Raw genomic sequence first — 14,709 nt, forward strand, 5'->3', positions numbered from 1 at the left:
GCGGGAGAGAGACCGGTGCCGGTGATCACCAATATCAACGACCTGAAGCGCATCTATGAACGCCGGGTGCCCCGGATGTTCTATGACTATGCCGAAAGCGGCAGCTGGACCGAGCAGACCTTCCGCGAGAACACCTCGGATTTCGAGCGGATCCGCCTGCGCCAGCGGGTGGCGGTCGACATGACAGGGCGGACCACGGCAAGCCGGATGATCGGGCAGGACGTGGCAATGCCGGTGGCCCTGGCGCCGGTGGGGCTGACCGGCATGCAGCACGCCGACGGCGAGATCAAGGCGGCGAAGGCGGCTGGGGAGTTCGGGGTGCCCTTCACGCTCTCGACCATGTCGATCAACTCGATCGAGGAGGTGGCGGAGGCGACCTCCAAACCGTTCTGGTTCCAGCTTTATACCATGAAGGACGAGGATTATATCCGCCGCCTGATTCAGCGCGCTAAGGATGCGAAATGCTCGGCACTGGTGATCACGCTGGACCTGCAGATCCTGGGCCAGCGCCACAAGGACCTGAAGAACGGGCTGTCGGCGCCGCCCAAGCTGACCCCGAAAACCATCGCCAACCTGATGACCAAATGGGCCTGGGGCATTGAAATGCTGGGCGCCAAGCGGCGCAACTTCGGCAATATCGTCGGCCATGTGCAGGGGGTCTCCGACACCTCGCAGCTTGGGGTCTGGACGGCGGAGCAGTTCGACCCGGCGCTGGACTGGGGCAAGGTCGAAAAGCTGATGGAGATGTGGGGCGGCAAGGTGATCCTGAAGGGGATCCTGGACGCCGAGGATGCACGCATGGCCGCCAGGCTGGGCGCCGATGCCATCGTGGTTTCGAACCACGGCGGCCGCCAGCTGGACGGGGCGCTGAGCTCGATCCGCATGCTGCCGGAGATCATGGATGCGGTCGGCGGCGACGTCGAGGTGCACCTGGACAGCGGTATCCGTTCCGGTCAGGACGTGCTGAAGGCGCTGGCGCTGGGCGCCACCGGCACCATGATCGGCCGCGCCTTTGTCTATGGCCTGGGTGCAATGGGCCAGAAGGGCGTCAGCACGGCGCTGGAGGTGATTCGCAAAGAGCTGGATACTACCATGGCGCTGTGCGGAGAACGCTCTGTGGAGGGACTGGGGCGCCACAATCTGCTGGTGCCGCAGGATTTCGGCGGGCGCTGGCAGGAATAATGCGCCGGCGGCACCGGGCTTGGGGCATTGCCCCTTCCCATGATCTGCTTTCCGGTCTATAGGCACGGCTTCACGCGGGGTGACAGCCTTGGAGGCATCCCGGTAGTCATATTGGAGAATTAAGATGGCAAAAGAGATTCCTGATCTCGTAGTCCAGGAACGTGCGGGGACGGGCAAGGGCGCCGCTCGCGCTGCGCGCCGCGCAGGCATGGTTCCGGGTGTGGTTTACGGTGGCGATGCAGCGCCGCTGGCAATCCAGGTTCCGTTCAACGAGCTGCTGAAAAAGCTGAAGGCCGGCCAGTTCAAGTCCACCCTGTGGAACCTGAAAGTGGAAGGCCACGAAGACGTGCGCGTGATCTGCCGCGACGTTCAGCGTGACGTGGTCAAGGACCTGCCGACCCACCTCGACCTGATGCGCCTGCGCCGCACCTCGAAGATCAACCTGTTCATCCACGTTGAGTTCATCAACGAGGACAAGGCCCCCGGCATCAAGAAAGGCGGCATGCTGACCGTCGTGCGTCCGGAAGTCGAGCTGAGCGTCACCGCCGGCGATATCCCGGAGAAGATCGTTGTGGACCTGGAAGGCCTGAACATCGGCGACGTGGTCACCATCTCGTCCGTGGATCTGCCCGCAGGCGCCAAGCCGACCATCGACCGCGACTTCGTGATTGCGAACATCGCAGCGCCGGCAGGCCTGGCCTCTTCCGATGAGGAAGAAGGCGAAGAAGGCGAAGAAGCAGAAGCAGCTGCTGAAGAATAAGAACCAGCGCCCATCGGGCAACGGTTTCACGGGCTCCCTACCGGGGGCCCGTTTTCTTTTGTGCGGCAGGCCGTCCGCAAGCGATTGACTTTTGCCTGCCCCGCTGCCCCAGTTCCGCCTGAGGACGGGAGGAGACGGGCATGGCGGATTACGATATTGCCGTCGCGGGCGCAGGGGCGGTGGGCATGAGCTGCGCGCTGTGGGCGCAGATGCGCGGCCACAAGGTGCTGCTGATCGATCCGGAGGATCCGGGGTCCGGTACCAGTTACGGCAATGCTTGCACCCTGGCGACCTATGCCTGCCTGCCCGTGAATGATCCCTCAGTGCTGACCTCGCTGCCCGGCCTGATGTTTTCCAAGGACAGCCCGCTGTCGCTGTCTTATGCCCACGCGCTGCGCAACCCGGGCTGGATGCTGTCTTTCCTGGCCAACTGCCGCCCCGGCCCGTCGCGGCGGATCGCAGGCCATCTGGCGGATCTGCTGTCGCACGCCGACGCCGGGATCAATCCGCTGATCGAGGCCGCGGGCGCGCAGGATCTGCTGGTCGAGCGCGGCCAGCTGTCGGTCTGGTCGACAGCGAAGGCCGCCAAGGCCGCAACGGCTGGGCTGGAGCGCCGCCGCGCCCTGGGCGTGCCCTGGCGGGAGGTGGGTCCTGACGAAGCGCTGGAGATGGAGCCGGGGCTGCAGCTGCCCATAAAGCGCGCGGTGCATTTTCACGCCGCCCGCAGCCTGCGCGATCCGCTGGAATTCATCACCCGGATGCACAAGGCGTTCACGGACCTGGGCGGCACCACCCTGCGCGCCAGGGCCGACGCGGTGAGGGTTTCAGACACCGGCGTGGAAGTGCAGGCCGGCGGCCAAAGCCTTACCGCGGGCCATGCAGTGATTGCCAGCGGTGCATTCTCCAAGCAGATCGCGGGGGCAGGGGCGGAGCGTCTGCCCCTGGGCACCGAGCGCGGCTACCACGTGATGTATGAAGGCGAGGCGCACCGGGTGACGCGGCCGGTGGGCTGGGGCGAGGCCGGGTTTTACGCGGTGCCCCATGCAAAGGGGTTGCGGCTGACCGGCACGGTGGAGATCGCGGCGCTGGATGCGCCCATGAACACGCGGCGGCTGGCCTACATCGCCCGCAAGGGGGCGGAGATGCTGGGGGATCTGCCCGCACCCGGCAGCGAATGGCTGGGCTACCGCCCGACGATGCCGGACTCGCTGCCGGTCATCGGCCGCAGCCCGCAGTCGGAGCGGGTGCTTTATGCCTTCGGGCACCAGCACATCGGGCTGACCCTGGGCGGCATCACCGGGCGCTTGATCGCGGATCTGGCGGAGGGCCGCCAGCCGAATGTCGATCTGGCACCCTATGCGGCCGGCCGCAGCTATGTCTGAAGCCGCGCGGCTCTGGATTCCGGGCGCCAAATAGGGCATCACTCGGTTTCCTTGAAACGCAGATTGAGCTCCGCCCATGAAACTCTTTGTCGGCCTTGGCAATCCCGGCCCGAAATATGAGCGCAACCGCCATAACATCGGCTTCATGGCGCTGGACCGGATTGCCGGCGATCACGGGTTTTCTCCGTGGAAATCCAAGTTCCAGGCGCTGATCTGCGAGGGCAATCTGGGCGGCGAGAAGGTGCTGCTGCTGAAGCCGCAAACCTTCATGAATCTCTCTGGCCAGTCGGTGGGGGAGGCAATGCGGTTCTACAAGCTGACGCCCGCCGATGTGGTGGTGCTGCATGACGAGCTGGATCTGGCGCCGGGCAAGGCGCGCATGAAACAGGGCGGCGGCCATGCCGGCCACAACGGGCTGCGCTCGATCCATTCCCATATCGGCGCCGACTACGCGCGGGTGCGGCTGGGGATCGGCCATCCGGGCCATAAGGATGCGGTGGCGGGCTATGTGCTGCGCGATTTCCCCAGGGCGGACGAGGGTTGGCTGGACGACCTGATGCGCGGAATTTCCGACGGCGCGGCAGAGCTGGCCAAGGGGGACGGCGGCAAGTTCATGAATGCCGTTGCCTTGAGGGTCGCACCGCCGCGCAGCTCCAACAGCAAGCCCAAGGCGGAGGCCAAGGCAGACAAAGTTGCCATGGATGAGGTGGCGCCGGACACCCGCTCGCCGCTGGAGAAACTGATGGACAAGTTCAAGTAAGCCGGGAGGCAGGCAGATGGTGAAACTGATTATCGACACCGATCCGGGCATCGACGATGCGATGGCGATCTTCTATGCCGCCGCGGCCCCGGACATCGACCTCTTGGGCCTGACCACGATCTTCGGCAATGTGACCACGGCAACCGCCACCCGCAACGCGCTGCGCCTGCTGGAAGCGGCGGATCTGGACGTGCCGGTTGCCGCAGGCGCCACCGCACCGCTGGTGCTGCCGCCGTTCAAGCCCTCGTCGCATGTGCACGGCGAGGAAGGTTTTGGCGACATCCCCGCGGCGGAGCCCAAGGGCAAACCGCTGGAGGAGGAGGCCGCGGATTTCCTCTGCCGCATGGCGCGCGAGCACAAGGGCGAGCTGGTGGTCTGCCCGATCGGCCCGCTGACCAACATCGCGCTGGCGATGCAGCGCGATCCGGAGTTCATCAAGAACGTCAAATCTATCGTGGTGATGGGCGGCTCTTTGGAAGAGGGCGGCAATATCACGCCCCAGGCCGAGGCCAACATCTATCACGACCCGCATGCGGCGGACCTGGTCTGCCAGGGCGGCGGCAAGGTGGTGTTCGTCGGGCTGGACGTCACCCACCGCATCCTCTGCCTGGCCGAGGACTTCGAGGTGATCGCCTCCAAGTCGCCGGAGCTGGGCGGCATGCTGCAGGAGATGTCATATTTCTATCTGAAGTTCTACCTGGAGGTCGCGGGCAAGAACGGCTGCTCGCTGCATGATCCGGCGGCGGTGATCGCCTGCACCAATCCGGAGCTGTTCGGGATGCGCGACGTGCCGCTTGAGGTGTCCTGCGAGGGCGAAACCTCCGGCGCCACCCTGGCCGCGCCGGACAGCGGGCGCGATCCGGTCAAGGTCTGCATGACGGTGGATGCGGAGGCGGTGAAGGGGCTGTTTCTCAAGCGGTTGGCGCTGCTGCCGTAACCCGCCTGGCGGCCTGCGGGCCGTCACGCATAGCGCTTGGCCCCGGCGACGCAGAGCACCACGAAGGCGGTGGCGCCCAGCATGGCGGGGGCGATGGGCTCTGACAGCAGCCAGGCCGCCAGGATCAGGCCCAGGAACGGCTGCAGCAACTGCAGCTGCCCGACGCCCGTGGTGCCGCCAAGCGCCAGGCCGCGGTACCAGAACACAAAGCCGATCAGCATCGAGAACATCGAGACATAGCCCAGGCTGATCCAGACCGGCAGACTTAGCCCCGAAAGGGTTTCGGGCCGGAAGGCAATGGCGGCTGCGGCCATCACCGGCAGCGCCAGCGCCAGTGCCCAGGAAATCACCTGCCAGCCGCCAAGCCGCCGTGACAGCTGCGCGCCCTCGGCGTAGCCAAGCCCGCACAAGGTGATGGCGGCCAGCATCAGCGCGTCGCCGGCCAGCGACACATCCGCATTCTGCGACAGCGCAAAGCCTGCCACCGCCAGGCTGCCGAGGACGGAAAACAGCCAGAACAGCGGGCCGGGGCGCTCGCCGCCGCGGAGCACGCCGAAGAGCGCGGTTGCCAGCGGCAGCAGGCCGATGAAAACCGTCGAATGGGCCGCTGTTATGTGCTGGAGTGCCATCGCCGTGAGCAGCGGGAAGCCGATCACAACGCCGGCTGCCACCACGGCCAGAGACGGCAAATCCCGCCGCTGAGGCCACGGCTGGCGCAGCACGAGCAGCAGCGCGGCGCCAAGGAGGGCGGCAATGGCAGCGCGGGCCGAAGTCAGGAACAGCGGGTCCAGCATACCAACCGCAACGCGTGTCGCGGGCAGGGATCCGCTGAAGATCACTACGCCCAGCAGTCCGCTGCCCCAGCCCGAAAACGACGCCTGCATCATCTCTCTCCTGTGTTTTTAGCTTTCTAGGTCTGTCTTGCTGCATTAGACAGATACGGAGTCATACAGTTTTCCAAAACTGTACTGGTTCTTGAAGCAGTACAGCGAGGTTCCCCATGGCACAGCCCTCCCGCCGTGCGCTGGTCATCAACGATATCCGGCGGCGCATCACCTCGCGGGCGCTGGTGGCGGGCGACAAGCTGCCGTCGGTCCGGGGCTGCGCGGCCAGGCTGGGCGTGTCGCCGTCAACCGTGGCCGAAGCCTACGATGTTCTGGCGGCCGAAGGGATCATTCTGGCCCGTCGGGGCGCGGGTTTCTTTGTGGCCGCCAAGCCGCAGCCCTTTGCGGTATCAGAGACCGGACCGCAGCTGGCGCGGGAGGTGGATCCGTTGTGGGTGGCGCGGCAGTCGCTCGATGCAGGCACGGACGCGCCCAAGCCCGGATGCGGCTGGCTGCCGGAGGATTGGATGCCGGTTGCCGCCCTGCGCCGGGCGATGCGCGCGCTGGCGGCGGCACCCGACGCGGTGCTGACCGAATACGGCAGTTCTAAGGGCGCCGCCGGGCTGCGCCGCCATATCAGCCGCCTGCTGTTCGACCAGGGTCTGGCCTGCCCGCCGGACCAGGTGCTGCTGACCGGCTCGGGTTCGCAGGCGCTGGATCTGGTCTGCCGGATGCTGCTGCGGCCGGGCGATACCGTGCTGGTCGATGATCCCTGCTACTTCAATTTCCAGGCGCTGCTGCGGGCGCATCAGATCCGCATCGTCGGGGTGCCCTACACGCCGGAAGGTCCGGACCTGGACCGTTTTGAAGCGGCCCTGGGCAAACACCGCCCGCGGCTCTACCTGACCAACTCGGCGCTGCACAACCCGACCGGCGCGACGATTTCGGCGCCGGTTGCGCACCGGGTGCTGGCGCTGGCCGCGCAGCATGACCTGATTATCGTCGAGGACGATATCTTTGCCGCCTTTGAGCCTGACCTGTCGCCGCGGCTGGCGACGCTGGACGGGCTGGAGCGGGTGGTGCGGACCGGAAGCTTTTCCAAGACCCTGTCGGCTTCGCTGCGCTGCGGCTACATCGCGGCCCGCGGCGACTGGATCGAGGCGCTGACCGACCTGCAGGTCGCGGTGAACTTCAGCGGCCCCAGCCCGATGGTGGCGGAGCTGCTGCATGCGGTGCTGACGGACGGCAGCTGCCGCAAGCACCTGGAGGCCCTGCGCAACCGGCTGAGCCGTTGCCGGGCGGAGACGCAGTCGCAGCTTGCGGATCTCGGGATCCGGCCCTGGGTGCAGCCGCGCGGCGGGTTCTACCTGTGGTGCGAGCTGCCGGGCGGGGCGGACGCGGCTGCCATCGCGCGGGCGGCGCTTCAGGAGGGCCTGGTGCTGGCGCCGGGCAATGTGTTCAGCGTGTCGCAAAGCATGACGCCGTTCATGCGGTTCAATGTGAGCCAGATGCAGGACCGCTCCTGCGGCCGGATTCTTGGCCGGCTGCTGGAAGCCGCGACGCGCCGGCCTCCCGGCGGGCAAGGTGAACCTTGAGCGCAATCTGTGCGGAGCAGGGGCTTGGCCCGGCGCCGGCCCATTGGACCGAGCAAGCCGTCAGGTCGCTGGCTGAAACCCCTGTAACTCAAACGCTTGGCACTGCGATCAGGCGTTTGGGAAGCCAGCGGCGCCTGGGGCGTGACGGTCAGATGCAGCCGCAAGAATTTTCTGTGGATAAGGCATTTTGCCCTTGTTCTCCGCGCCCAAGCGCTGATAGACGGGTCAGCGGAGACGTGGCCGAGTGGTCGAAGGCGCTCCCCTGCTAAGGGAGTAGGCGGGAAACCGTCTCGTGGGTTCGAATCCCATCGTCTCCGCCATAATCATATAAAAACACATGGCTTCTGCTGCTTCGAAGGCGGACGATATGCCATTTGATGAGCTGCGCTGCAAACGGATGTTCGGCGTAGCGTCTTGTCTGTACCGACTATGATTTCGACTTAGGTTACAAACTTCTGATAGTGGGCGGGCGCTGGCCGTGCTGTTCGGCATGGGCCGGGGTATTGCCACGGGTAACCAGCGCTTAAGGCGCCTTCCGTCCGGAATGCAGGGCTGCCCGGGAAACGAAGAGTTCCTCGCCGCCTGAGCCGGACGCGGACACTGGGAGCTGGCCGGTTACAAGCGATGGAAGCTGAAAAGATTAAGGCCGCGGATCAACACGTTGCCAGGGCAAAGCTTCATCGGACTGCTGATTGCAGTTTAAGCCGGGGCGCGCTGCGCCCCGGCGGGCGGCATTATTCTCCCGGAACGGCCCGAAGTTCCGGTTCGTCATGGTGGTGATGCTCTTTCACCGGTCGCATGGCGAGATTGGCAAAGAAGGCCACCGCCAGCAGCGCCGCCATGCAATACATCGTTGTATTGTAGAGGCTGGGCGTCGGATCCACGGTGCCCGCGGGTGCGATCTCCATCAGCTTGGCAATGGTCACGGTCTTGGCTGCCACCAGCTGGTCCAACTGAGCAACGGGCGCGCCGAATTTCGCGGCAAAGGCGGCAGGATCCACTTTGGCAGCCAGATCCTGGACCGCGCTGGTCACCGACATCTGCCGCAGCGAGGTGATCGCCAGCGGCCCCAGCACGCCCGCGGTCGACCAGGCGGTCAGCAGCCGCCCGTGGATGCCGCCCACATGCATGGTGCCGAACATATCCGCCAGATAAGCCGGGATGGTGGCAAAGCCGCCGCCGTACATCGAGAAGATCAGCATGGTGGCCAGGTAGAAGCCGCCGAGATACAGCAGCGAGGGGTTGGCCGCAGCCGCCGAGGCGAAATAGGGGATCGACAGGTACAGCGCCGTGCCCAGCACGAAGAAGCACATGTAGGTCGCCTTGCGCCCGATGTAGTCCGAGGTCGAGGCCCAGAAGAAGCGCCCGACCATGTTGAAGACCGAAATCATCAGCACGTAGGTCGAGGCAAAGGCCGCGGTCGCCACCAGCGGCATGACCGAGCCGAAGATCTCGGACATCATGGTCTTGGCGACGCCGATCACGCCGATGCCGGCGGTCACATTGAAGCACAGCATCACCCACAGCTGCCAGAACTGCGGCGTCTTCAGCGCCTGGTCGATATGCACGTTGTTCTGCGTCACCAGCCCCGAGGCGGCAGGTTTCGGCTGCCAGCCTTCCGGCGCCCAGTCCTTGGCCGGAACCCGGTATTGGAAGGCGGCCAGGATCATCACCACCAGGTAAACGATGCCCAGGGTCATGAAGGTCTGCGCTGCACCGGTGTTGCCGGTGCCTACCACATAGATGCCGGCCTCGCCGCCGAACTCGGCAGCCTGCGCCGCGCTGGCGATCACCACCTCGATCTTGCCCTGTGCGGTTGCGGCAAAGACCCGGCCGTTTTCGACCACGGTCTGCACCGCATCCCTGGCGCCCAGATAGGTCGGCGCGGTTGCATAGAAGTCCAGCAGCCAGCCCTTGACCGGCGCGGCGATCATCGCGCCGCCGCCAAAGCCCATGATGGCCATGCCGGTGGCCATGCCGCGCCGGTCTGGAAACCAGCGGATCAGGGTCGAGACCGGCGAGACATAGCCCAGCCCCAGCCCGCAGCCGCCGAGCACGCCGTAGCCCAGATAGACCAGCCACAGCTGATGGCTGGAAATGCCGAAAGACCCGACAATGAAGCCGCCGCCCCAGAGCAGCGCGGCCACCACGCCCACCATGCGCGGGCCGACTTCCTCCAGCCATTTGCCGGCGAACGCGGCGGCCAGGCCGAGGAAGACAATGGCGACCGAGAAGATCCAGACAACGGAGCCGAGGCTCCAGTCATCGGCGCTGGAGGCCACCACCCCCAGCTCGCGGGTGAGCGGCGGGTTGAACACAGACCAGGCGTAAACCGAGCCGATGCAGAGGTGGATGGCGATGGATGCCGGCGGAACGCGCCAGCGGTTGAAACCTGGTTTGGCTATAATGTGATGCTTGTGCAGAAAGCTCAGCCCGCCGGATGATGGCGTACTCATGTTGTGTCCTCCCTAGTGCGGTTCCGGCGGCCGCAACCTCCTATTGCGGCCGTCCCGAATGGCCCGCGGCAATGTGCCGTAGCTTGACAAAGGCGGAGAGCTGGCCCAGCTGTCAAATAAATAATTCAGCAATAACAGTAACTTATCATGACTTCTTGTCTGCTCCGCCGAGCCGCTGCCGACCATATCGGGACATTCTGTCCGCGCCAGTGAGACAACACCTGAATTTTTGCGCCAATTTGTCCCGATCAAGCGCCGGCGGGCGAGGGGAGAAAAATTTCGAACCGGGTGCCCTGTCCGGGCTCGGATTGCACGGTGATACGGCCGCCTGCGCGACTCACCAGCTGGTGGCTGATCGACAGGCCCAGTCCGGTTCCCTGCGCTTGCTTTGTGGTGAAAAACGGATCGAAGATGCGGTTCAGCAGGTCCGCGGGGATGCCGGTGCCGGTATCCTCTGCGGTCAGCAGCACCCCGTCCGGGGCATCCTCGGCGCTCAGCGTCAGGCGGCCGCCGCCGGGCATCGCCTGCACCGCATTCAGGATGAGATTGACGATCACCTGCTGCAATTCCGTGCGCGACATCCGGACTTGGCCGGTACTGGCCAGATGCGCCTCTGCCTCGATCCCGGTGGCCTCGATCTGATGGCGGGTCAGCACCAGGCAGTCGGCCACAACTTCGGCCGGAGAAATCAGCCCGGCAGCGCCGGAATATTCTTCGGGCCGGGCGAATTGAAGCAGCTTGGAGACGATCACGCCGATACGGTAGACCTGATCGTCGATCAGCCGGAATTCCTCCTCGACCGGTTCCGCGTGGCGGCCCAGCACCGTCCGGGCCAGATCCAGGTTGCCCTGGATTACCGCCACCGGGTTGTTGATTTCATGCGCGACAGAGGCGGTGATCTCGCCGACCGCGGCGAGTTTCTCGGAGACAATCAGCCTCTCGGTGGTCCGTTCCAGCCTCTGGTTTGCCTCGCGCAGATCCGCGGTGCGCTCCTCGACCTTGGCCTCCAGGCTTTCCCCCCAGCCGCGCAACTGCCGGTCGCGCTCCTGCACCTGATCCAGCAGGCTGTCGAAATGCGCCGCCACGCGGGCAATCTCGCCGCCGTCCTGCTGCGGGCGGTTGCGGGCGGTCAAGTCGCCCTGTTCGACCAGTGCGATGGTTTGGGTCATGCCCTCGAGCGGGCGGAAGATGCGCCCGGCCCACCGCAGGAAAAGCGGAACTGACAGCGCAGCGATCAGCAGGAAAGCGCCGCCGAGAGACAGCGCGGAGCTGCGCTTGGCTTGGCGGAACGGGGTTTCCAGAAAGCCGACATAGAGCATTCCGGCCCGGTTGCCGTGGCTGTCGAGGATTGGCTCGTAGGCGGAAATGTACCAATCGTTCACCACAAAAGCCCGGTCGAGCCAGGTGTCGCCGCGCCCCAGCACCTGGCCGCGCACCTCGGCCGAGACCCGGGTGCCGAGCGCGCGCACGTTTTCGAACAGCCGCACATTGGTGGAGATCCGCACGTCCTCCAGAAACAGCGTTGCGGTGCCCTGGCTGCCCTCCGGCAGGCTTTGCTCGCGGTAGACCAGCGCGTTGATGGTGTCGATGAAATCCAGGTTGCGGTTCAGCAGCCGCCCGCCCACCAGCACCGCTTTCTGGCCGTCCGGCAGGGCGACCGGGGCCGCGGAGTGGATGATCATGCCGCGGGTCTCGGCGGTGCGGTCCGTGGGCACAGCCGCTTCGGTCGCCACCAGCGGGATGGCTGCGCGGGCGGCGAGGCCGGGGGCCAGCGCATCAAGCTGGGAGGCATCAAGAATGTCGACGGCACTTTGCCATTGGCCTTGCAGCGCGCCGCGGATGACCGGCCAGTCGGCGGGCGAGAAAGCGGCCCGGCCACCGGGGCCGGCGAGATAGAGGAAATCGAGACCGAGCCGGGTCCGTTCCTGTGCGAGGAAATCCGTGCTGCTGCCCGCGGCGAGAGCGCTGCGGAACCGGACAGATTGCGCCACCGCATCCAGCAGCTCGCCCGAGGTGGCAGTCAGCCTGGCCAGATACTGGTCGGCAATGGTCAGATCTCCGTTCACCTTGCTGATCAGCAGGCCGTCGATTTTTTCCGACCAGCGCCAGGTGGCAATACCGAGCAGCAGCGGCATCAGCACCAGCATCGGCAGCAGCGCGATCAGCAGCAACCGGACCCGGACCGACTGCATGAGCGAACGAAGCCTTCGCACGGATTAAAGACCCCAGGCCGCGCATTTGCGGTCAATGGTCTTGCGCGAGACACCCAGCCGGCGCGCCGCCTCGCTGCGGTTGCCGTTCGCTGCCTCCAGGGCGTGCAGGATTTCGCGGCGCTCGACCTCTTCCAGCGGCAGGATGTCGGCAGCGGGACGGGGCGGAGCCAGGGTGTCCAGGGAAAAGCTTCCGAAGATCAGCGAGCGTTCAATGAAATTGCGCAGCTCGCGGATGTTGCCCGGCCAGTCATGGCGCAGCAGGGCGGATTTGACGGTGGCGGGCAGCTCCAGCGGCGGCAGCTGCAGCTGGGCAGCGATTTCGGAAAGGAACAGTTCGGCAAGATCGACAATGTCGGTGCCCCGCTCGCGCAATGGCGGCATGGCGACTTCGACCACGTTGATGCGGAACAGCAGGTCCTCGCGGAAATTTCCCGCGGCCACCGCCTCGGCCAGCGCGCGGCTGGAGCTCATCACGAAGCGGACATCGAGCTGCACAGTCCGCTCAGTACCGACCGGCCGGATGCGGCCGTCCTCCAGCACTCGCAGCAGAGCATTCTGCGCCGAAGGGCTGAGTTCGCCGATTTCGTCGAGGAAGACAGTACCACCCTGCGCCGAGGCCAGCAGGCCTTCGCGGCCTGCAGGGGCACCGGGGAAGGCGCCTGGGGCGTGGCCGAACAGCTCGTATTCGATCACATCCGCCGGAATGGCACCGCATTGCACCGGCACAAAGGGCGCTCCGGCGCGGCTGGAGCGCGCATGCAAATGCCGCGCGGCAACCTCTTTGCCGGTGCCGGAGGCGCCGGTGATCAGCACTGGGGTAGAGACCTGCGAAACCCGGTCCAGCAGGGCGCGCACCTGGCTGACGGCCGGGGATGCTCCGACCAGCTCGCGGCGGCGCCGGCGCCCTACACCTGTTGCTTCCAGCTCCCGCCGCAACAGCATGTTCTCGCGCTTCAAGCGGGCCGTTTCGATGCAGCGGCGCAGGGCATTGAGGATCTGGTTGGAGCGGAAAGGCTTCAGCACAAAGTCCGAAGCCCCGGCCCGCAGAGCGTCGATCGCCGTTTGCAGGTCGGCGTAGGCGGTGATCAGGATGGTGTCGGTGAAACCGCCCTCCCGCCGCTGCTCCTCCAGCCAGTCGAGGCCTTTCTGGCCGGGCATGATGTTGTCGAGGATCATCACATCGTACTGCCGGGTATTGAGCAGGGCCACCGCGCCTTCGGTGTTCCCGGCCTCGTCCACCAGCTGGCAAAGAGGGCGCAGGGTTTTCACCAGGAAATTGCGCATGCCCGGCTCATCGTCCACGATGAGAATACTTGCTTGTCCGAGCGGGTCGGCCAGCCTTGCCATATCTGTTTTTGTCATACCTGCCGCTCTTCAGTGGGGGCGGTATTGGACTATTGTCGCTTTCCATTGCTTTGTCGAGAGACCAGGGGCAGCGCCGCTGCCGGCCGGGCGCAATCAGTCAGCCGCTGCGTGAAGAAGCCTTTAAATCCCGGCGCCCGTGCCGCAGCGGGCTGCTTTTTGTGCCCCGCTGCGGGAAGGACCGGTCAGGAGAGGCGCGGCAGGTCTACACCTCCGCGGGTGCCCGGACCGAGCTGAGTGCCGATTGCACCAGAGGGTCCAGGCCTGTTGCCCCGGTGGCGGCATAGCCGATCAGCTGGCTGCGCATCCGCGGTTCCCAGAAGTCGTTGATATGGGCCGCCACATTTTCAGCCTGGCCGCTGCCAGGCTGGGTTTTAAAGAAGGTGGCAATCTGGTTGGCCATCATCACCATTTTCTCAGGCGACATGTTTCTCTCCGTCAGTGATCCGCTCTGGGCAGGAATAAAGGTCAAAGCCGCCGCCGCGGGCAAAGGCGGCGAGTGTCAGGTTGGCGCCTCGGGCCAGACGCAAGGCATGGGCGGTGGGAGCCGAGACAGCAACCAGGCTGCGGGCGCCGGCCACAACGGTCTTTTGAACCATTTCGACCGAAACCCGGCTGGTCAGCACAAAGGCGCCTGACGCCGGATCCTTCCCGGCGCGGGCCAGCGCCCCGATCAGCTTGTCCAGGGCATTATGGCGCCCGACGTCCTCCCGTGCCAGGACAATACCCTGTCCCGGCAGCAGGAATCCCGCCGCGTGGGTGGCGCGGGTCTGGTCGTGCAGAGGCTGGTGGCCGCGCAGATCGTCCGCGGCGCGGGCGATTTCGGCCGCCGAGAATTCCGGGCCGCCCAGGGGCAGCACCGGCAGCGGGCGCAGGGCCTGGTCCAGGCTGTCGATGCCGCAGAGCCCGCATCCCACCGGCCCCATCATCGCCCGGCGGCGCGCCTTCAGATCCGCGGCGCGTTCCGGCGGCAGCCAGAACCGGGCCTCGATACCGCCGCCATGCTCGGCGGTTTCAAGGTCACAGATTTCACCGGGATGCCGGACGTAGCCCTCGCTGAGGGCGAAGCCGATGGCGAAATCCTCAATGTCCTGCGGTGTTGCCATCATCACGCCTTGGGTGCTGCCGTCGAAGACCATCGCAACCGGCAGTTCCTCCGGCAGGCTGCGCAGCACGGGGCGCTGCCCGTCGCGATGAACGGACAGGCCCGGCAGGCTTTGGGCTGAGCAGAGCGCCAT

12 protein-coding genes and 1 tRNA gene are annotated in these 14,709 nt (G+C 65.7%); 7 read left to right on the forward strand and 6 right to left on the reverse strand.

The window, feature by feature from the left end; all coding sequences use genetic code 11:
* The first annotated feature begins 15 nt into the window (after nucleotides 1–15).
* The 5 genes from KUV26_RS09010 to KUV26_RS09030 all read left to right on the forward strand — a co-directional run bounded on the left by KUV26_RS09010 (nucleotide 16) and on the right by KUV26_RS09030 (nucleotide 5,021).
* Nucleotides 16–1,182 (forward strand): alpha-hydroxy acid oxidase, encoded by a 1,167-nt coding sequence (locus tag KUV26_RS09010; protein WP_222508099.1) that lies wholly within the window; start codon nucleotides 16–18, stop codon nucleotides 1,180–1,182.
* Between the two features lie 124 nt (nucleotides 1,183–1,306).
* Nucleotides 1,307–1,942, forward strand: coding sequence for a 50S ribosomal protein L25/general stress protein Ctc (locus KUV26_RS09015; RefSeq protein WP_222504328.1), 636 nt, complete (start codon nucleotides 1,307–1,309; stop codon nucleotides 1,940–1,942).
* 140 nt (nucleotides 1,943–2,082) lie between these two features.
* Nucleotides 2,083–3,324 (forward strand): NAD(P)/FAD-dependent oxidoreductase, encoded by a 1,242-nt coding sequence (locus KUV26_RS09020; protein ID WP_222508100.1) that lies wholly within the window; start codon nucleotides 2,083–2,085, stop codon nucleotides 3,322–3,324.
* A gap of 76 nt (nucleotides 3,325–3,400) precedes the next feature.
* Nucleotides 3,401–4,084, forward strand: coding sequence for an aminoacyl-tRNA hydrolase (gene pth / locus KUV26_RS09025; protein ID WP_222508101.1), 684 nt, complete (start codon nucleotides 3,401–3,403; stop codon nucleotides 4,082–4,084).
* 16 nt (nucleotides 4,085–4,100) lie between these two features.
* Nucleotides 4,101–5,021: a nucleoside hydrolase gene (locus KUV26_RS09030; RefSeq protein WP_222508102.1), complete on the forward strand. Its 921-nt coding sequence runs from the start codon at nucleotides 4,101–4,103 to the stop codon at nucleotides 5,019–5,021.
* Nucleotides 5,022–5,044: 23 nt separating this feature from the next.
* Here the strand turns inward: KUV26_RS09030 and KUV26_RS09035 are convergent, their stop codons facing one another.
* Nucleotides 5,045–5,905, reverse strand: a complete 861-nt coding sequence (locus tag KUV26_RS09035; RefSeq protein WP_261399811.1) for a DMT family transporter — start codon at nucleotides 5,903–5,905, stop codon at nucleotides 5,045–5,047.
* A gap of 116 nt (nucleotides 5,906–6,021) precedes the next feature.
* On the opposite strand from KUV26_RS09035, the gene KUV26_RS09040 reads away from it, so the two are divergent.
* Complete coding sequence (locus KUV26_RS09040; RefSeq protein ID WP_261399812.1) at nucleotides 6,022–7,440, forward strand: PLP-dependent aminotransferase family protein; 1,419 nt, start codon at nucleotides 6,022–6,024, stop codon at nucleotides 7,438–7,440.
* 230 nt (nucleotides 7,441–7,670) lie between these two features.
* Nucleotides 7,671–7,760, forward strand: a tRNA-Ser gene (locus tag KUV26_RS09045).
* Between the two features lie 414 nt (nucleotides 7,761–8,174).
* Here KUV26_RS09045 and KUV26_RS09050 read toward each other — a convergent pair.
* From KUV26_RS09050 to fdhD, 5 genes are all read right to left on the reverse strand, one after another.
* Nucleotides 8,175–9,896 carry an OFA family MFS transporter gene (locus KUV26_RS09050; protein ID WP_222508104.1) on the reverse strand — a complete coding sequence of 574 codons (1,722 nt, stop codon included), beginning with the start codon at nucleotides 9,894–9,896 and terminating at the stop codon, nucleotides 8,175–8,177.
* 248 nt (nucleotides 9,897–10,144) lie between these two features.
* The gene (locus KUV26_RS09055; protein ID WP_222508353.1) at nucleotides 10,145–12,088 is read right to left on the reverse strand and encodes an ATP-binding protein; all 1,944 of its coding nucleotides are present in this window, start codon (nucleotides 12,086–12,088) and stop codon (nucleotides 10,145–10,147) included.
* Between the two features lie 24 nt (nucleotides 12,089–12,112).
* Nucleotides 12,113–13,471, reverse strand: a complete 1,359-nt coding sequence (locus KUV26_RS09060) for a sigma-54-dependent transcriptional regulator (RefSeq protein WP_222508105.1) — start codon at nucleotides 13,469–13,471, stop codon at nucleotides 12,113–12,115.
* A gap of 205 nt (nucleotides 13,472–13,676) precedes the next feature.
* A complete protein-coding gene (locus KUV26_RS09065) occupies nucleotides 13,677–13,898 on the reverse strand; it encodes a formate dehydrogenase subunit delta (protein ID WP_222508106.1) in 222 nt (73 codons plus the stop codon).
* Nucleotides 13,888–14,709 carry a formate dehydrogenase accessory sulfurtransferase FdhD gene (fdhD, locus tag KUV26_RS09070; RefSeq protein ID WP_222508107.1) on the reverse strand — a complete coding sequence of 274 codons (822 nt, stop codon included), beginning with the start codon at nucleotides 14,707–14,709 and terminating at the stop codon, nucleotides 13,888–13,890. The genes KUV26_RS09065 and fdhD overlap by 11 nt, the downstream gene beginning before the upstream one ends.

Origin of the sequence: Leisingera daeponensis (assembly GCF_019801465.1) — a bacterium.
Taxonomy (GTDB): domain Bacteria; phylum Pseudomonadota; class Alphaproteobacteria; order Rhodobacterales; family Rhodobacteraceae; genus Leisingera; species Leisingera daeponensis_A.